Annotated in this window: 16 protein-coding genes; 12 read left to right on the plus strand and 4 right to left on the minus strand. The window is 61.9% G+C overall.

The features are described 5' to 3' along the window. Positions 1–134: 134 nt before the first annotated feature. The 8 genes from CAG47_RS15105 to CAG47_RS15140 all read left to right on the plus strand — a co-directional run bounded on the left by CAG47_RS15105 (position 135) and on the right by CAG47_RS15140 (position 7,523). Positions 135–887: a GntR family transcriptional regulator gene (locus CAG47_RS15105; RefSeq protein WP_085725659.1), complete on the plus strand. Its 753-nt coding sequence runs from the start codon at positions 135–137 to the stop codon at positions 885–887. Next, positions 884–2,614, plus strand: a complete 1,731-nt coding sequence (locus tag CAG47_RS15110; RefSeq protein WP_085725660.1) for a fumarate reductase/succinate dehydrogenase flavoprotein subunit — start codon at positions 884–886, stop codon at positions 2,612–2,614. The genes CAG47_RS15105 and CAG47_RS15110 overlap by 4 nt, the downstream gene beginning before the upstream one ends. Positions 2,615–2,640: 26 nt before the next feature. Continuing rightward, complete coding sequence (locus tag CAG47_RS15115) at positions 2,641–2,886, plus strand: ferredoxin family protein (protein WP_085725661.1); 246 nt, start codon at positions 2,641–2,643, stop codon at positions 2,884–2,886. A 221-nt stretch (positions 2,887–3,107) separates the two neighbouring features. Continuing rightward, the gene (locus CAG47_RS15120) at positions 3,108–4,532 is read left to right on the plus strand and encodes an ABC transporter substrate-binding protein (protein ID WP_177408996.1); all 1,425 of its coding nucleotides are present in this window, start codon (positions 3,108–3,110) and stop codon (positions 4,530–4,532) included. Between the two features lie 126 nt (positions 4,533–4,658). Beyond that, entirely contained in the window at positions 4,659–5,441 is a 783-nt protein-coding gene (locus tag CAG47_RS15125; protein ID WP_085725663.1) for an ABC transporter permease, read from the plus strand. Then, a complete protein-coding gene (locus tag CAG47_RS15130; protein ID WP_085725664.1) occupies positions 5,441–6,289 on the plus strand; it encodes an ABC transporter ATP-binding protein in 849 nt (282 codons plus the stop codon). The genes CAG47_RS15125 and CAG47_RS15130 overlap by 1 nt, the downstream gene beginning before the upstream one ends. Beyond that, the gene (locus CAG47_RS15135; RefSeq protein ID WP_085725665.1) at positions 6,286–7,248 is read left to right on the plus strand and encodes a HEAT repeat domain-containing protein; all 963 of its coding nucleotides are present in this window, start codon (positions 6,286–6,288) and stop codon (positions 7,246–7,248) included. Before CAG47_RS15130 ends, CAG47_RS15135 begins: the two co-directional genes overlap by 4 nt. Next, positions 7,245–7,523: a DUF971 domain-containing protein gene (locus CAG47_RS15140; protein WP_085725666.1), complete on the plus strand. Its 279-nt coding sequence runs from the start codon at positions 7,245–7,247 to the stop codon at positions 7,521–7,523. The genes CAG47_RS15135 and CAG47_RS15140 overlap by 4 nt, the downstream gene beginning before the upstream one ends. Before the next feature lie 68 nt (positions 7,524–7,591). Here CAG47_RS15140 and CAG47_RS15145 read toward each other — a convergent pair whose 3' ends face one another. After that, complete coding sequence (locus CAG47_RS15145) at positions 7,592–8,311, minus strand: AAA family ATPase (protein ID WP_085725667.1); 720 nt, start codon at positions 8,309–8,311, stop codon at positions 7,592–7,594. Positions 8,312–9,563: 1,252 nt separating this feature from the next. On the opposite strand from CAG47_RS15145, the gene lexA reads away from it, so the two are divergent. Genes lexA through CAG47_RS15170 form a run of 4 tightly spaced genes read left to right on the plus strand, consistent with a single transcriptional unit; the run spans position 9,564 to position 15,295 of the window. Further along, positions 9,564–10,181 (plus strand): transcriptional repressor LexA, encoded by a 618-nt coding sequence (gene lexA, locus CAG47_RS15155; RefSeq protein WP_085725669.1) that lies wholly within the window; start codon positions 9,564–9,566, stop codon positions 10,179–10,181. Further along, positions 10,181–10,798 (plus strand): translesion DNA synthesis-associated protein ImuA, encoded by a 618-nt coding sequence (gene imuA, locus CAG47_RS15160; protein WP_085725670.1) that lies wholly within the window; start codon positions 10,181–10,183, stop codon positions 10,796–10,798. Before lexA ends, imuA begins: the two co-directional genes overlap by 1 nt. A gap of 7 nt (positions 10,799–10,805) precedes the next feature. Further along, positions 10,806–12,221, plus strand: coding sequence for a DNA polymerase Y family protein (locus CAG47_RS15165; protein WP_085725671.1), 1,416 nt, complete (start codon positions 10,806–10,808; stop codon positions 12,219–12,221). After that, positions 12,197–15,295: an error-prone DNA polymerase gene (locus CAG47_RS15170; RefSeq protein WP_177408998.1), complete on the plus strand. Its 3,099-nt coding sequence runs from the start codon at positions 12,197–12,199 to the stop codon at positions 15,293–15,295. Before CAG47_RS15165 ends, CAG47_RS15170 begins: the two co-directional genes overlap by 25 nt. 150 nt (positions 15,296–15,445) lie before the next feature. Here the strand turns inward: CAG47_RS15170 and CAG47_RS15175 are convergent, their stop codons facing one another. From CAG47_RS15175 to CAG47_RS15185, 3 genes are read right to left on the minus strand one after another with little or no spacing between them, the layout of a single operon-like run. After that, positions 15,446–16,102, minus strand: coding sequence for a flavin reductase family protein (locus CAG47_RS15175; protein WP_085725673.1), 657 nt, complete (start codon positions 16,100–16,102; stop codon positions 15,446–15,448). A 12-nt stretch (positions 16,103–16,114) separates the two neighbouring features. Then, entirely contained in the window at positions 16,115–17,602 is a 1,488-nt protein-coding gene (locus tag CAG47_RS15180) for an amidohydrolase family protein (RefSeq protein ID WP_085725674.1), read from the minus strand. Next, positions 17,599–18,795: an amidohydrolase family protein gene (locus tag CAG47_RS15185; protein WP_085725675.1), complete on the minus strand. Its 1,197-nt coding sequence runs from the start codon at positions 18,793–18,795 to the stop codon at positions 17,599–17,601. The genes CAG47_RS15180 and CAG47_RS15185 overlap by 4 nt, the downstream gene beginning before the upstream one ends. Positions 18,796–18,803: the final 8 nt, after the last annotated feature.

Consider the following 18,803-nt stretch of genomic DNA (forward strand, 5'->3'; position numbering starts at 1 on the left):
AACGTTGACTGACACAATGTCATCGCGAGCATGCTCGCTCCTACAAATCTAACCTTATGCGCATTCGGTATTTCTCAAGCGTGTCATGACCTCTCTAAGATCACGTCATAACTCGTTATAACAAGTGATCCGCCATGACCGATAACGTTCTATCCCTGAGCAGCGTCCCGTTGCACACACAGTTGCGAGACGTGCTGCGCGCTCGCATCCTCGACGGCGAATACCCGCAAGACAGCCAGATGCCTTCCGAAAGCGAGCTTGGCGCGTTGTTCAAGGTCAGCCGCATCACCGTGCGCCAGGCCCTGGGCGATCTGCAAAAGGAAGGGCTGATCTTCAAGATCCACGGCAAGGGCACGTTCGTCGCCAAGCCGAAAACCTTCCAGAACGTCAGCACCCTGCAAGGCCTGGCCGAGTCCATGACCGGTCGCGGCTACGAGGTGATCAACCGCCTGCACAGCTTCAAATTCATTGTCGCCGACAAGCAGGTCGCCGAACGTTTGCAGGTGGCCGAAGGCGAGATCGTGGCGCAGGTCAAACGGGTGCGCCTGATCAATCGCGAGCCGATTTCCCTGGAAATCACTTACCTGCCCAAGGCCGTTGGCGAGCGCCTGGAAAAGGCCGACCTGGTCACCCGTGACATTTTCCAGATCATGGAAAACGACTGCGGCCTGGTCCTGGGGCACGCCGACCTGGCCATCGATGCGGTACTGGCCGACAGTGACCTGACTCGGGCGCTGAACGTTGAACCTGGCTCGCCGATCATGCGCATCGAACGCCTGACCCACGATGCCGACGGTCGACCGCTGGACTTCGAACACCTTTACTACCGTGGCGATGCCTTCCAGTACCGCCTGCGGATCGACCGGCAAAAAGGGGAGCAGGCATGACGCGCAGCACGTTGGAGCAGGAATACGACATCGTTGTCATTGGCGGCGGCACCGCCGGTCCCATGGCGGCGATCAAGGCCAAGGAGCGCAACCGCGACCTGCGGGTATTGTTGATCGACAAGGCCAACGTCAAGCGCAGCGGCGCGATCAGCATGGGCATGGACGGCCTGAACAACGCGATCGTTCCCGGCCACTCGACGCCGGAGCAGTACACCAGGGAAATCACCATCGCCAACGACGGCATCGTCAATCAGGCCGCGGTGTACGCCTATGCCACCCACAGCTTCGAGACGATCGAGCAACTGGACCGCTGGGGGGTGAAGTTCGAGAAGGACGAAACCGGCGACTACGCGGTGAAAAAGGTTCACCACATGGGCGCTTATGTGTTGCCGATGCCGGAAGGGCACGACATCAAAAAAGTCCTGTACCGCCAGTTGAAGCGTGCGCGAGTGAGCATCACCAATCGGTTGGTCTGCACCCGATTGCTGACGGATCAAGAGGGCGCGGTCAACGGCGTGATGGGCTTCGATTGCCGTACGGCGGACTTCCATGTGATCAAGGCCAAGGCGGTGATCCTCGCCTGCGGCGCCGCCGGACGTCTGGGACTGCCGTCCTCGGGCTACCTGATGGGCACCTACGAAAACCCGACCAATGCCGGCGACGGCTACTCGATGGCCTATCACGCCGGTGCCGAACTGGCGAACCTGGAGTGCTTCCAGATCAACCCGCTGATCAAGGATTACAACGGCCCGGCCTGCGCCTACGTCACGGGTCCCTTGGGTGGCTACACCGCCAACAACAAGGGTGAACGCTTCATCGAGTGCGATTACTGGAGCGGGCAGATGATGTGGGAATTCCATCAGGAACTGGAAAGCGGCAACGGCCCGGTGTTCCTCAAGCTCGATCACCTGGCCGAGGAAACCATCCAGAACATCGAAGAGATCCTGCACAGCAACGAGCGCCCGAGCCGCGGCCAGTTCCACGCCAATCGCGGCACCGACTACCGCACGCAGATGGTCGAGATGCACATCTCGGAAATCGGCTTTTGCAGCGGGCATTCGGCGTCGGGGGTGTGGGTCAACGAAAAGGCCGAGACCTCGGTCAAGGGCCTGTACTCGGCGGGGGACATGGCCGCAGTGCCGCACAACTACATGCTCGGCGCATTCACCTACGGCTGGTTCGCCGGCAACAACGCGGCGGACTTTGTCGCCGGGCGTGAGTTTTCCGCACTGGATGCCCGGCAGATCGAAGCCGAAAAGCAACGGGTCTACGCGCCGCTGGACCGCGAGCATGGCCTGCCACCGGCCCAGGTCGAGTACAAGCTGCGGCGCTTGGTCAACGACTACCTGCAACCGCCGAAAGTGACCAAAAAGATGCAGATCGGCCTGCAACGCTTCAGCGACATCCAGCGCGATCTCGACCAGATCAAGGCCCACAACGCCCACGAACTGATGCGCGCCATGGAAGTCAGCATGATCCGCGACTGCGCCGAAATGGCTGCCCGCGCTTCACTGTTCCGCACCGAAAGCCGCTGGGGGCTGTACCACCATCGCGTCGATCACCCACAACGCAACGATCGCGACTGGTTTTGCCATTGCCACCTGAAGAAGGACGAAAACGGTTTGATGAGCAGTTTCAGGAAAGCCGTCGAGCCTTACATCATCGCGCTGGATGCCGACGAGATGCAGGCCTACGACCGGCTGCGGGTCGGTACCGATGCGGCTTGATGCCGACAACGAAAGAGGGACTGAACATGGCTTACCAACCCCAGGAAATCTTCTTCCGCTCCAACGCACCCGTTACGGTCGATGAGGACAAATGCATCGCCCACAAAGGCTGCACCGTGTGCGTCGACGTTTGCCCGATGGACCTGTTGGCGATCAACCCGGCCACGCAAAAGGCCTACATGGCCTTCGATGAATGCTGGTACTGCATGCCCTGTGAAAAGGACTGCCCGACGGGGGCGGTGAAAGTGGATATCCCATACCTGCTGCGCTGAAACACAAATCAATGTGGGAGCGAGCCTGCTCGCGAAGAGGCCCGTACCGGCGACATCCCCATTGACTGACCGGACGCCTTCGCGAGCAGGCTCGCTCCCACAGTGGATAGTGGGCTGTTCAAATAATTTCAAAAGCCATCCGGCCACCACCGGACGCCTGATTCAAGACACCCCTCGTTTCCCACCACGCCCTGATCGTGGCGGAGACGAACATCCTGTAAATGATTCGAGGGGAAACACTCATGTTGCGTGCAACGTTGGCCGGTCTGGTACTGGCTTCATTCACTCTGTCGGCCTCGGCCGAAACCATCCGCATTGCCATCGGCACCCAGGACACCACCATCAACTGCGCCGCTGGCGGATTGTTGATTCGTGAACTCGGGTTGCTGGACAAATACCTGCCCCACGACGGTCCCTACAAGGACGCCCAATACGACGTGCAGTGGAAAAACTTCACCAGCGGCGCACCGCTGACCAACGAGATGGTCGCCGGCAAACTCGATTTCGGCGCCATGGCCGATTTCCCTGGTGCGTTCAACGGCGTGGCGTTCGAAACCGCGGGCAAGCACAGTCTGTTCATCAGCGTGCTGTCGGGCAGCACCAAGGGCAGTGGCAACGGTATCGTGGTGCCGAGTGCGTCGGGCGTGCAGTCGCTGGCAGAGCTCAAGGGCAAGACCATTTCCGTACCGTTCGCTTCCACCGCCCATGGCATGCTGCTGCGCGCCGTCGCGGCCCAGGGCTGGGACCCGCTCAAGGACGTGAACATCATCGCCCAGCCGCCGGAAGTCGCCGGCTCCGCATTGCAGGCCGGCAAGATCGATGCTCACGCCGACTTTGTCCCCTTCGCCGAACTGTTCCCCAGCCGAGGCTTCGCGCGCAAGATTTATGACGGTTCCCAGGCCAGCGCGCCGACCTTCCACGGTGCGCTGGTCGATCAGGTCTATGCGCAGAAGTACCCGGAAATCGTCGTCGCTTACCTGCGGGCGAGCATCGAGGCTAACCAGCTGCTGGCGGCCGAGCCGGAGAAATACAGCGAATTGATCGCCAAGGTCACCGGGGTCGATGCCGAGGTCAATTACCTGTTCCATGGCCCTCTCGGTGTGCAGACCCGCGACCTGAGCTGGAAGCCGGAATACCGCCAGGCCGTGGGCACTGCAATCGATACCCTCAAACTGTTGAAGAAGGCCGATCGCGGTCTCGACCTCAACCGGTTCATCGACGACCAGTACATCCGCGCCGCCTTCAAGGCCTCGAACCTGGACTACAGCGCACAGCTTGCGGATTACAGGCAGACGCCACTCAAGGCTGTGGATGCCGCCAGCGGCAAAGCCATTACCGACTTCAGTCGCGTCGCGGAAATCTGGGTGCGCGGCGAGCCGAAAGTCCGCCAATACGCCTCGGCGCAAGGGGCGTTTGCCGCGCTGGCCGGCCTCAGGCAGGAAGGCAAAAACATCCGCGCGGTGTACGCCCAGGCCAGCGACAGCGGGATCAAGTTGCTGGCGGACCAGGCGTGGTTCGCCACCGATGGCAAAGGGCAACTGAGTGCCTTCCTGCTCAAAGGCCAGGCCCAGCAGTTCGCCACGGCCCAGGGCGGCAAGGTCTTTGACTTTACCGAGGCCACTGCCCAGGCCGTGGCTGTTCGTTAACCATCGCCCCCCCTGTAGGAGCGAGCACGCTCGCGATAGCGGTTTCACATTCACGTGAAGTCGACTGACCCACCGCCATCGCGAGCATGCTCGCTCCTACAGGGATTCCGGTTGAGAGGAAGAATCGTGAAAGGATCATTTAACCGCTGGCTTCCCCGAGCCGCTTCATTGCTGCTGTGCCTGCTGTTCTGGCAACTCGCCGCCAGCCACCACTGGAACCTTGGCCTCGTGACCTTCGCCAATGTCCCGACGCCCCTGGCGGTCATTGAAGCCGCCCTCGGCCTCGGCGACTCCGGCAAGCTCGCACAGCACCTGGGCAGCAGTCTCGGTCGGGTGTTCGCCGGCTACCTCGCGGCACTGACCATAGGCGTGGCGCTGGGCCTGGCCATCGGCCGCTCGAAATGGGCCGAGGACCTGTTGCTGCCGCCCCTGGAAGTGCTGCGCCCGATCCCGGCGGTGGCATGGATTCCCCTGGCGATCCTGATGTTTCCCTCGTCGGAACTGTCGATGGTGTTCATCACCTTCACCGGCGCACTGTTCCCGATCCTGCTCAACACCGTGCACGGTGTCGAAGGTGTCGACCCACGGTTGATCGCCTCGGCGAAAAGTCTCGGGGCAGGGCGCCGGGCCATCCTGCTGGAGGTCATTCTTCCGGGTGCCGCGCCGAGCATCATCACCGGCTTGGCCATCGGCATGGGCACCTCGTGGTTCTGTCTGGTGACGGCGGAAATGATCTCCGGGCAATTCGGCATCGGCTATTACACCTGGGAGTCCTACACCCTGCAGAACTACGCCGACATTGTCGTCGGCATGTTGCTGATCGGCGTGCTCGGCATGGGCAGCAGCCTGTTGATCAAGCGTCTGGGCGGGCTGTTCACGCCTTGGCATCGACCACGAGGAAAAGCCTGATGAGCGTTTATCAACACCTGGAAGGACGCATCGATATTCGCGGGCTGTCGATCAGCCTGGGTGAGGGCCACGCGGCTTTCGAAGCGGTGCAGGGCCTCGATTGTCAGATCGAGCCGGGCCAGTTCGTGTGCATTCTCGGGCCGTCCGGTTGCGGTAAGTCCACCTTGCTCGGCGCCCTGGCCGGCCACCTGCAACCGCGCACCGGCACCTTGAAGGTGGATGGCGCGCCGGTTTCGGGGCCATCGCCGCAACGCGGCATGGTGTTCCAGCAGCACACCCTGTTTCCGTGGCGCACGGTGCGTGACAACGTGGCGTTCGGCTTGAAGATGCGTGGCATCGCGAAGGCCGAACGGCACAAGGCGGCAGATGAAATCCTCGCCCTGGTGGGGCTCGAAGGTTTTGCCGGGCGTTGGCCAGACCAGCTCTCCGGCGGCATGCAGCAACGGGTGGAAATTGCCCGGGTGCTGGTCAACCGACCACGGTTGTTGTTGATGGACGAACCCTTTGGCGCCCTCGATGCCCTGACCCGGTTGAACATGCAGGAGCTGCTGCTGGACATCTGGACGCGCATCCGCACCACCGTGGTGTTTGTCACCCATGACATCGACGAAGCGTTGTTCCTCGCCGATCGTCTGTTGGTCATGAGCTCGCGCCCCGGGCGAATCATCGAAGACCTGCGCCTGGACTTTCCAAGGCCGCGCAGCGCGGAATTGACGACCCGCCCTGACTTTTCGTACCTCAAGCGCCATTGCCTCGAACTCCTGCGGCATGAAGACGGTCGGCAATTGCCGCGCCTGAACCCGCTGGGACTTCCCCCTGAAAACAAACTGCCGCGATTTGCCCTATGACCTCACTATTCGATGTAACCGATAACGACGACATTCTTGCCCTGCAACCGCGCCTGACCGACGACGACCCTGGCGTACGCCGGATCGCGTTGATCGAACTGGCCGATCTCGAGGAGCCGGACGGCCTGCTGTGGTTGATCGATCGACTGGCCGAAGACCCGATTGCAGAGGTTCGCGCCGAAGCCGCGCGGTTGCTGGAAGCCTGGGAAGACGAATTCGTGGTCGAAGCCTTGTGCCAGGCGCTGACCGATCCATCTCCGGCGGTACAGGCGGCCTCTGCGCAAAGCCTCAGCCTGCTCAAGAGCGAGGCGGCGGGCCGGGTCATTCTGCCGTGGACCGGGCACGCCGATATCGACGTGCGCATTGCCGCGTTCAGGGCATTGCGCGAATTGCGTTGCCCCGATGCTGCCACGGCAGCTGCCCGGGCACTGGACGATGAGAGCGCCAGTGTGCGCCGCGAGGCGGTGGGCGTGCTCGGCTGGCTCAAGCAGCGCGATGCCTTGCCCGCCCTGGCACGGTTGGCCAGCGCTGACCCGGACATCGACGTGCGACGTGCCGCCACCGGGGCCTTGGGCCTAGCGTTTGACGCGCAGGTGCTGCCGGCCCTGTACCAGGCCTTGCAGGATGATGCCTGGCAAGTCCGCGAAGAAGCCGCCACCACCCTGGGCAAGATCGGCCACCTCGACGCCGGCCCGTCCCTGATCGACGCCTTGGGCGACGATTACTGGCAAGTGCGCCTGCGCGCCACCCGCAGCCTCGGTCGCTTGCGTTTTGTGCCTGCGCTCGAAGCGCTGATCGACACCCTCGGCCACCGCATCAGCAACCTGCGCAAGGAAGCCGCGCTGGCCCTCGGCGAATTGAACGAGCCACGGGCCATAACCGCACTGCAGGCCGCGCAGGACGACGGCGACCCGGAAGTGCGCAAGGCCGTGCGCATTGCCTTGAGTCAACTGCAATGAATCCCCTGGCGGTGGGTAATTCTCGAAGCAAACAGCAATTGCGACTGAACTGGCCGGATGGCCGCGAGCAACTGCTGGATCATGCCGAACTGCGCCGGCAGTGCCCGTGCTCGCAGTGCCGGGCGTTTCGTTTGCGGGGGACGGCGCCGATGGTCGATGCGCGGGTTCGGGTGATCGAAATGCACTCGCAGGGGTATGGCCTGCAACTGGTGTTCAGCGATGGGCATGAGCGGGGGATTTATCCGTGGGCGTATCTGGCTGGACTTGCCGACTGAATCGAATTCCTTTCCTCATCGGGAGTTGTCGCACTCTGCGGCAGCTCCCCCGTGTGCGCTTGCGTTGCTTATGTTGCGAATACAGGTTCGGTAACGGCTCGGATAAAGGCATCGTCCACTGTCTTTACTCCGTACCGATTCATGAACTCACTACCATTGGCAAAGCGATTGAAGCGTCGCTGGCTGATCATGTAAAAATAATCACAGTGGTTAATGACCTCATCGACATTGTGCGAGGAAACCAGAATCGCCGTGCCCTCCCTGGCGGCGCCCTGAAGGCATTGCCAAATATACCGACGAAATTCTGGATCTACACCGGCAGTGGGTTCGTCGAGAATCACGAAGTCTGCAGAAATTGAAAGAAGAGAGAGGGTAAAGAACCAGCGTGTCTCTCCGTAGCTGCAGAGCGATGATTTTTTGTTCCATATGTCTTGGTATCGGTCAACTATCGCAGGGCTCCATGCACTTATTTTTTCTAAGGTCTTGTCTTGTGTCATGGGCTCGCTTGATGACAGCGCAGTCACCATTTTAAAAATGTCGCGCATTCGCAGCGGTGGGGGAGTGGTGATGATTTGAGAAAGGTATAAAAAGCGACTGAAGTCGTTTTTTATACAGCCGGATTTTGCTTTTTTCAGGTCACAGACAATATCGAAAAAAGTTGTTTTTCCAGATCCATTCGGTCCCAGAATACCGACAATGTCGCCTTGAGCAACCTCAAGAGATGCCTGGGTTAAAAGAGGCTTGTCCGAGTAAGAGAAGTCAATGCTCTGCGCCGTGAATTTTTTCATCAGTATCGGCTCCATACGGGATTGATTCTCAGGTGCTTGAAGGTTTTGTGCAGTACTGAAATAAATAAAATAATTATTCCCGTTATGGCGAGTTTGTTGGACTCCAGGCCTTGCTCCATTATCTGGCTTGCAAGTGTCAATGGGTTTGCGAGGTTCAAAGCGTCGGTAATGGGGTTCGATCTGCTGGCACTCATTACGCCGAGGATCAACATGCAGAACGAAAAAATGGAAAGCAGAGTGTTCGAGTTCTGAAAATTGATCGGTAGCAAAGAGAATACAGCCCCGATTGAGCAAAACATGATAAAGCAGATGTAAAAGCGCAGGGCGATATTCAGTAGTTCGGTGAGGTTGTAATTTCCGAAAGGGAATTTCGTCGTTAAGTAAAAGGCTGCGCAATAAGCTATCGATATTAATGAGTAGGCTGTGAAATTCGAGAAAAGAAAAATCAGTCTTGACTCTTTGGAGTAGATAAATGATCTGGTGAATCCGCTTTCCCTTCTTCCGATTATATAAAAGGCGAATCCGAATAATGCGACGCTGGAAGAGATGTAGGCATAAAACCATGCTGAAATAATAGTGTAATTAATCGAAAGGTAGTTGGGGTCTTGCCTGGTTGTTGCAAGGAAATAGAACATCGCGCAGGGTGAAATCATGATCCAGAAAAAGGCGATGGGTTCTTTTAGTTGTTCTTTTATGAGTGTTGTGGTTAGGCTTGAGGTCCTGGGGATAATATTTTTAGTCATCAAGTGGTGGTTTTCCGTGTTTGTTGTTTTTTTGTAGGGCGCTTGGTGTTAAGTGGTGGTGCAAGAATTAGTTTATTTTAGCGTTGGATGCAAATGAGTGGATTTTGTGTTGTAGGGAGATTCCTATGAGCTTTTAAGATGCGCCCTACATGATATTGGGAGTCTTGATGGTTTTGTTTTTCTCTAGTGTGGCTGGTTTTTGACGTAGATCTGTGGAATTCCTTTTCAAAACTATATTTTAGTTTTCGGTAAGCAGAAGTAATCTTGCTGTGTTGAGTAAGGTGTTTCTGTAGGAGTAAATGTGCGGTTTTTACTTTTTTATGGGTTTTTATTTTCTTCAGATGCTAATTCTTTTAGAAAGGCGACGAACGGTAGGCCTTTTCTTGTTTTGATCGTCCGTTTTGTTCGAGCAAGGAGCGCAGGGCGTTGCGTCTGGCACAACTCAATCCTGTAGGAGCGGGCACCCGCTCCTACAGGGTCCTTGCCAGAAAAAAGCCAAAAGAGTACAAATGTACTCCATGACGACTCTGACTCCCCGCCGTACCGCCATCCTGACCTTCATCCGCGATCGCATCGCCGAGCACGGTCAGTCTCCGAGCCTCGCTGAGATCAGCGAGGCGTTTGGTTTTGCCTCTCGCAGTGTGGCGCGCAAGCATGTGCTGGCGCTGACCGAAGCCGGTTTCATCGAGGTCAACCCGCATCAGGCCCGGGGCATTCGCCTGCTCGGGCAGCCGCCGCGTCCCGAGTGGCTGGACATCCCGGTGCTTGGCCGGGTGGCGGCCGGTGCGCCCATCGGTGCCGATGCCGAGGTGCACAGCCGCTTGCTGCTCGATCCGTCGATCTTCTCGCGGGTGCCGGACTACATGTTGCGGGTCCGGGGTGATTCGATGATCGGGGACGGCATTCTCGACGGTGATCTGGTGGGCGTGCACCGCAGCCCCGAGGCCGTTAACGGTCAGATCGTCGTGGCGCGGCTCGACGGTGAAGTCACCATCAAGCGCTTCGAGCGGGTCGGCGATGTGGTTCGCCTGCTGCCACGCAACCCGGCCTACCAGCCGATCATTGTGAACGCCGATCAGGACCTGGCCATCGAAGGCGTGTTCTGCGGCCTGGTGAGGCAAGGTTGATGGGTGCCGTCGTTGCGCTGGATACGCTGTTCAATGGCGGCCAGGTCTGGAAGGGCCGGCCTGCGCCACCGACTGCCAGCCCGCAACCCACCGGGCATGCCGCGCTGGATGCCGCATTGCCCAGCGGTGGCTGGCCGGAGGCGGCGCTGACGGAAATCCTGTTGGCCGGGCAGGGCGTGGGCGAGTTGCAACTGGTGTGGCCGACGCTGGCACGGCTGTCGGCGGCGGGCGAGCGCATCGTGCTGGTGGCGCCGCCTTATGTGCCGTATCCCCAGGCGTGGCAGGGCGCCGGGGTCGATCTGCGTCAGTTGTCGATCATCCGGGCCGGCGAGCGCGATGCACTGTGGGCCGCCGAACAATGCCTGCGCTCGGGCAGTTGCGGCGCGGTGCTGTGCTGGCCGCACAAGGCCGATGACCGCGCCTTGCGTCGCTTGCAGGTGGCGGCGGAAACCGGCCAGACCCTGGCCTTCGCCTACCGTCCTCTCAGTGAAGCCATCAACCCTTCGCCGGCGGCCTTGCGCATCGCCATCGATGCCCGACCCGCGCAATTGCGCGTCCTCAAGTGTCGCGGCGGCCTGATCCGTTCGGCGCCGATTGCCTTCGCCGTGGGGCATTGAGGTTGCCATGCGCTGGGTCTGCATTGTTTTCCCGCAATTGGCGCTGGACGCAGTATTGCGTCAGCGCGTCGATCCCGATGAACCCCTGGCGTTGTTGACCGGCCCGGCCCAGCGCCGGGTGCTGCAGGCGGTCAACGACACGGCCCGGGCGCTGGGGTTGCGTCCCGGTCAGTCCATGAGTGCGGCACAGGCCTTGAGCAAAGGCTTTGCCACGGCTGAATACGACACCGCCGACATCGAGCACTGGCAGCAGTTTCTCGCCGCCTGGGCCTATCGCTTCAGTTCCCAGGTCAGTGTGCATTACCCCCGGGCCGTGGTGTTCGAGATCGAATCCAGCCTCGGCCTGTTCGGCGCGTGGCCGCAATTCGAAGCGCTTTTGCGCCGTGAGCTCGGCGAACTGGGGTTTCGGCACCGCATCGTGGCGGCGCCCAACCCGGTGGCGGCGCGGGTGCTGGCCAACGCCCATGACGGTCTGGTGGTGCCGGACGATCGAGCCTTGCAGCATCACCTGGGGCAAATGCCCGTCGACCGGATCGGCCTCGAGGCATCGGTCGCCACGGCCTTGTCGCGCATGGGCTTGCGCACCTTGAGCCAGGTGCAGGCGTTGCCCCGGCAGAGCCTGGCCCGGCGTTTCGAGGCCCAGGTGCTCAAGCATCTGGATGCCCTGTCCGGTGTGCGACGGCTGGCGCTGGCGTTCTACCTGCCGCCGGACCGCTTCGATGTGCGCATCGAGCTCAACTTCGATGTGCAGTCCCATCAGGCCTTGCTGTTTCCGTTGCGTCGATTGACCGGCGACCTGTCGGCGTTCCTCTGCGGTCGTGACAGCGGCGTTCAGCGTTTCGATCTGCATCTGGAACACGCCGGGTTGCCGGATACGCTGATCAAGGTTGGCCTGCTCAGCGCCGAGCGCGATCCGGCGATGCTCTTCGAGCTGGCCCGGGGGCGGCTGGAGCAAGTCCGGGTCGAGGCGCCGGTGCGCGGCTTTCGCCTGTGTGCCGAAGACCTGCCGACCTTCGTGCCCCAGCATCAGGAACTGTTCGACGATCGCCCGCAGCAGTCCTTGCCCTGGGAGCAACTGCGCGAACGCCTGCGTGCACGGCTGGGGGATGACGCGGTGCATGGCTTGCGTTTCCAGGCCGATCACCGCCCCGAGTGCGCGTGGCAGGCCAGTGCCGACAGCCAGCCTTGCGCGGTGCCGGCCACGGTGAAGCGGCCGGGCTGGCTGCTGACCGAGCCGCTGGCCGTGCATCAGGGCTCGGCGCGCATCCTCATGGGGCCGGAGCGCATCGAGTCCGGCTGGTGGGACGGTGACGACGTACGCCGTGACTATTACCTGATCGAAACCCGGTCCGGGCAACAGGGCTGGGCCTACCGGGCGGTCGGTGAGGGCGGCCCGTTGTGGTTGCAGGGCTGGTTCGCATGAGCATCGACTACGCCGAATTGCACTGTCTGTCGAACTTCAGCTTCCAGCGCGGTGCCTCCAGTGCCCTCGAGCTGTTCCAGCGCGCGAAAAAGCAGGGTTATCAAGCCCTGGCGATCACCGACGAATGCACCCTGGCGGGCATCGTGCGGGCCTGGCAAGCGGCGAAGTCCGTGGCGCTGCCGCTGATCATCGGCAGCGAAGTGCGCGTCGAGAACGGTCCGAAGCTGGTGCTGCTGGTGGAGAGCCTCGAGGGCTATCAGGCGCTGTGCCGATTGATCACCCGCGCCCGGCGCCGCACGCAGAAAGGCCAGTATCAGGTGTTGCGCGAAGACTTCAGCGAACCCTTGCCGGGGCTGCTGGCGTTGTGGGTGCCGGATGCGCTCGATGCCTTTGAACAAGGCCGCTGGCTCAAGCAGGTCTTCGCCGAGCGCCTGTGGCTGGCGGTGCAGCTGCATCGCGGTCAGGACGATGCCCGGCGCCTGGACGATCTGCTGACACTGGCCAGGGAACTGCGCATTGCGGCCGTGGCCAGTGGCGATGTGCACATGCACGCCCGCGGCCGGCGCGCCTTGCAGGACACCATGACCGCGATCCGTCATCACCTGCCGGTGGCCGATGCCGGGTTGCGCCTGCACCCCAACGGCGAACGCCACCTGCGCAGCCTCGAGGTGCTGCAGGCGCTTTATCCGCCAGCCTTGCTGGCGGAAACGCTGAACATCGCCCGGCGTTGCACCTTTGACCTTGGCCAGTTGCGTTATCAATATCCCCGCGAACTGGTGCCGCAAGGGCACTCGGCCACCTCGTGGCTGCGTCATTTGACCGAGGAAGGCATCGAGTGGCGCTGGCCAAAAGGGCTGAAAAGCGAAGTGCTGGTGCAGATCGACAAGGAGCTGCAACTGATCGCGGAGCTGGGCTATGAAAGTTATTTCCTGACGGTCCACGACATCGTCCGCTTTGCCCGCCAGCAACGGATTCTTTGTCAGGGGCGTGGTTCTGCCGCCAACTCGGCCGTGTGCTTCGCCCTGGGGATCACCGAAATCGATCCGGATCGCACCACGTTGCTGTTCGAGCGCTTTCTGTCCAAAGAGCGTAACGAACCGCCGGACATCGACGTCGATTTCGAACACGAGCGCCGCGAGGAAGTCTTGCAGTACGTGTTCCAGCGTTATGGTCGGGCCCGGGCCGCGTTGACGGCGGTGGTCAGCACTTACCACGCCGCCGGTGCGGTACGGGATGTGGCCAAGGCACTGGGCTTGCCGCCGGACCAGATCAACGCCCTGGCCGATTGTTGCGGTCACTGGAGCGATGAAACACCCCCCGTTGAACGCCTGCGTGAAGGTGGTTTCGACCCGCAGAGCCCGGTGCTGCAGCGGGTGCTGAGCCTGACGGGGCAGTTGATCGGCTTCCCCCGGCATTTGTCGCAGCACCCCGGCGGTTTCGTGATTTCCGAGCAGCCGCTGGACAGTCTGGTGCCGGTGGAAAATGCCGCCATGGCCGAGCGCACCATCATTCAGTGGGACAAGGATGACCTCGACGCCGTGGGCCTGCTCAAGGTCGATATCCTGGCCCTGGGCATGCTCAGCGCGATTCGTCGATGTTTCGATCTGCTGCGCCGGCACCGGGGCCAGGACCTGAGCCTGGCGACCATCCCGTCCGAAGATGCGGCCACCTACGAAATGATCGGCCGGGCCGACACCATCGGCGTGTTCCAGATCGAGTCCCGGGCACAGATGTCGATGCTGCCGAGGCTCAGGCCGAAGACGTTTTACGATCTGGTGATCGAGGTCGCCATCGTTCGACCGGGGCCGATCCAGGGCGGCATGGTGCACCCGTACCTGCGGCGACGGAACAAGGAAGAGCCGGAGGTGTATCCGTCGCCGGAGCTGGAGGTGGTGCTCAAGCGCACCCTTGGCGTGCCGCTGTTTCAGGAGCAGGTGATGCAGATCGCCATCGTCGCCGCCGACTACAGCCCCGGCGAGGCCGACCAGCTACGCCGCTCCATGGCCGCCTGGAAACGCCACGGCGGGCTCGAACCGCACAAGGAGCGGTTGGCTGCCGGGATGAAGAAAAACGGCTACACCGCCGAGTTCGCCGCGCAGATCTTCGAGCAGATCAAGGGCTTTGGCAGCTACGGCTTCCCCGAGTCCCACGCGGCCAGTTTCGCCTTGCTGACCTACGCCAGTTGCTGGTTGAAATGCCATGAGCCGGCGGCCTTCGCCTGTGCGCTGATCAACAGTTGGCCAATGGGGTTCTACAGCCCGGACCAGATTCTGCAGGACGTCCGGCGTCATCATTTGCAGGTTCGCCCGGTGGACGTGCGCGCCAGTGACTGGGATTGCAGCCTGGAACCGATCAGCGGTGGGCAACCGGCGATTCGCCTGGGGCTACGCATGATCAAGGGTTTTCGCGAGGACGATGCCCGACGCATCGAGGTGGCCCGTTCCAACGGCGCGTTTGCCGACATCGCCGACCTTGGCGAACGGGCGCGACTCGATGCCCGCGCCCAGGAACAACTGGCCGATGCCGGTGCGTTGCGTGGCCTGGCCGGCGATCGGCACCGGGCACGCTGGGAAGTGGCGGGGGTACAAAAGCAGTTGGGTCTGTTTGCCGGCCTGCCGAGCCAGGAAGAGGATGCGGTGGCGTTGCCCAAGCCCACCGTGGGCGAGGACCTGCAAGCCGATTACGCCAGCGTCGGCACCACCCTCGGGCCGCATCCGTTGGCCCTGTTACGCAATGAGTTGAAGGCGCGGCGCTGCCGCAGTTCGAAGGAGTTGCCGGACGTCGAGCACGGTCGGCCGGTCAGCGTCGCCGGGCTGGTCACCGGCCGACAACGTCCGGCCACTGCCAGCGGTGTGACGTTCGTCACCCTTGAGGACGAGTTCGGCAACGTCAACGTGGTGGTGTGGCGTGACCTGGCCGAGCGACAGCGCAAGGTGCTGGTCGGCTCGCAGTTGCTCAAGGTCGATGGGCGCTGGGAGAAGGAGGGGGAGGTCCGGCACCTGATTGCCGGGCGCTTGAGTGACCTGAGTGAGTTGCTGGATGGGATCACCGTACGGAGCCGGGATTTTCACTAACCCACACCCAGCCTGGGCACGGACGCAGATCCCTGTAGGAGCGAGCATGCTCGCGATGAGCCCGAGAACAACACGGGGTGTCAGGTTTCCCGCGTTATCGTTGGCGACCATCGCGAGCTTGCTCGCTCCTACAGGGACGGACGGGGGCAGTCACTTTGGCCAAAACCGCTCGCCACCTCCAGGCGCATCGGTCCAGGCCTGCAGCGAACGGGTCGGCAAATCGAAGTAATCCCGCGTGCGCGCATAACCATGGCCGCCCATGCGTCCTATCGCATCCAGGCCCAATTGATCGATGTACAGGGTTTGCGGATCGATCAACTCGTCCCGCACATGAGCCATCAATACTTCACCCAAGATAATCTCCCGGGATTGGCCGATGGACAGTGCCATCATCCGCCGGCACTCCAGCGCCACCGGAGCTTCGCCGATGCGCGGGCATTTGACCGTGGTGCCGGGGATGGCGGTGAGGCCGGCGGCGGTCAACTCGTCGAAGCCGGGGGCGAAGGGCACGGCGCAGACGTTCATGGCTTCCACCAGCGCATCACTGACGATGTTCACGGTGAATTCCTGGTTGAGTTGAATGTTGCGGGTGGTGTCCTTGGGGCTTTGGTCGTCGTAGTTTTCCACGCCCAGGGCGAGGATGGGCGGGTCGGCCGACAGTGCATTGAAAAAGCTGAAGGGTGCCGCGTTGACCCGGCCTTCGCGGTCGACGGTGGTGACCAGGGCAATCGGTCGTGGCACGACGCTGCCGATCAGAATCTTGTATTTGTCTCGTGGGCTCAGTGCGCTGAAGTCGAAGCTTTGCATAGGCAGGGTTCCCTAAGGAAGAGGGTCAATCACACTCAGTGGTGCGTCCGCGCTGTAGCCGTCGGCAAACGGGATGGCCGGCCGGAACAGGCTTTTCCAGTCCGGCTGGCCAGAAGCCCGATCGCTGTGGCTGCGCATCAGTTTTTCGAATTGGCGTTGGGCCCGGCGTTGCAGGGCGGGGTAGTCGACGCCTGCCACCTGGCCGTCCCGCATCACGCAGCGGCCGTCGATGTAGCTGGCGATGCAGTCGTCACCGCGACCGGCCAGCACGAGGTTCTTCAGCGGATCGAATAGCGGCCCCAGGTGCATCCCCCGCAGGTTGAACACGGTGATGTCGGCCTTGCACCCCGGTGCCAGCCGGCCGAGATCGTCGCGGCCCAGTGCCTTGGCACCGCCGAGGGTCGCGGCGTTGTACAGGTCCAGCGTGCTGGTCAGATCGTTACCGCCCTCCATCAGTCGAGCGATGTTCAAGCCCTGGCGCATGTTGTCCAGCAAGTCCGCCGGCCAGGTGTCGGTGCCCAGGGCGAAGTTGATGCCCTTGGCCCGATAGCGCCCGAACGAGTTCAGCGCCTCGCCGTCCCTGGCAAACACCACCGGGCAATGCACCAGGCTGGCGCCGCCATCGACTACGCGTTGCAGGTCGTCATCGCCTCGGGTGTAAATGCCATGGGGCAACAGACTGCGTGGGTTCAAAAGGCCAAGCTGTTGCAACCAGCCCAGTGGCGAGGCGCCACGCAGTTGCTCGACCATCGCCACCTCACCCAGGCCCTGACAACAGTGCAAACGCATCGGCGCGTTCAGTTCCCGGCTCAGCGCGGCGGTGCGTTGCAGCAGTGCCGGGGTGCAGGTCTGGATGCGATCGGGCAGCAGCGCACCACGAATCAGGCCGTTGTTGGCGCCATCGAAATCCCGAAAAAATCGTGCGCTGGCATCGAGCCCGGCCATGCCCCGGGATTCGTCCCAGTGGTGCGCCAGGCTGCCGTCGGCGCGCCAGTAACTCATGCCGCTCATGTAGCAGGGGCCGAGGTACGTGCGCAGTCCCAACTCGGTCGCCACACCGGCTACTGCCGCAAACTCGTCGTAGGTCTCGGCCCACTCGCGGTAGTACATCGAGGTGATCGGCATGGCCGTGGTGATGCCGTTGCGGATCAGTTGCGTGAAGGCGTAGCGGTATTTGAAGACTTCTTCTTCGGGGTTGTAGCTTTCCCGCGATCCACGCGCCAGATACTGCGCCGACCACATCCGGCCCATGTCGCGCTCGTCGCCGTTGTCCAGGGTCAGCACCGTGGAGTCGAGATCGCCGAGGGCATCCAGATCGATGAAGCCGGGACCGATCAGTGCATTGCCATAATCGATCCACTGATCGACCGGGCCTGGATAACCACGCCCGACAAACTCGATGCGCGAGCCTGCGAACACCACTTCGCCGTCGCGCCACAGCACATGCTGCGTGCCGTCGAAGCCGACCACGCAACTGGCTCGCAAACCAATGCGCTTCACAGGCGGCTGTCCAGCAGACGACCACCCGCGGCGATCAATCGGCCCGCGCGATAGACCTGACGCTGCGGTCGCGACACTACCGCTTCACCCAGGGTTTGCACGGGCATCAGCAGGAAGTCCGCCGGCTGGCCGATGTCCAGGCGATTGGCTTGGCTACCCAGCGCCTGGGCGCCGTTGCCGCTCGCCGCCTCGAATGCCGCCGCCAGTTCTTCGTCCTTGCTCAAATCGAAGCGGAACGCCAGCAGCATTGCCCGTTCCAGCATGTCGCCGTTGCCCATGGGCGACCAGGCATCACGAATACCGTCCGAACCCAGGCACAGATTCACGCCGGCTTCGCGCAGGGCCAGGAACGGCGGCACCGCGGTATCGGCCGGCGCCGAACTCATCAGCGAAATACCCAGCGTCGCCAGGCGTTCGGCCACCGGTTTGACCTGGCTCCACGGCAACATGCCCAGGCAGTACGCGTGGCTGATCATCACCCGGCCCTGGCGGCCAAAGCGTTCGGTGTAGTCGGCGATCAGCGCGATCTGCCACAGGCCCAGTTCACCCTTGTCGTGCAGGTGAATGTCGACGCCACGGTCGAATTCGCTGGCCAGTTTGAAGACGAAATCCAGTTGCGCAATCGGGTCGTTGTCGATGCCGCACGGGTCCAGTCCGCCGACGTTCTCCACCCCCAGGGCCATGGCTTCGCGCATCAGTTCGGCGGTGCCGGGGCGACTGATCAGGCCGGTTTGCGGGAACACCACCAGTTGCAGGTCGATCAGGTCGCGGTAGTGCTCACGCAGTTGCTGCATGGCCTCGACATGGCGCAGGCCGAACTCCGGGTCGATGTCGACGTGGCAGCGCATGGTCAGCGAGCCACGGGCGATGCAGTTTTCCAGCAGGGCGCCAGCGCGTTGCGCAATGGGCGTTTCGACTTCCCGCAGGACGCGCCGTTCGTTGGCAATGTAGTCCTTGAGGGTCGGACCGGCGCTGTTGGGGCGCCAGGGCTGGCCCCAGAGGGTTTTGTCCAGATGCACGTGGCTTTCCACCAGCGCCGGGGTGAGCAGTTGGTTCTGGCCGTCGATATCGGTGGCGAGCAGTTCGGTGGCCGAGGCCGGACGGCGTTGACTGAAACGGCCGTTTTCGATCAACAGGTCTTCGGCGGAGGCGCCGTAGGGGCGCACGTTGCGTAGCCAGTGGGGGTGGGTCATACAAACCT

The sequence above is a fragment of the Pseudomonas sp. R37(2017) genome (genome assembly GCF_002113375.1).
Taxonomy (GTDB): domain Bacteria; phylum Pseudomonadota; class Gammaproteobacteria; order Pseudomonadales; family Pseudomonadaceae; genus Aquipseudomonas.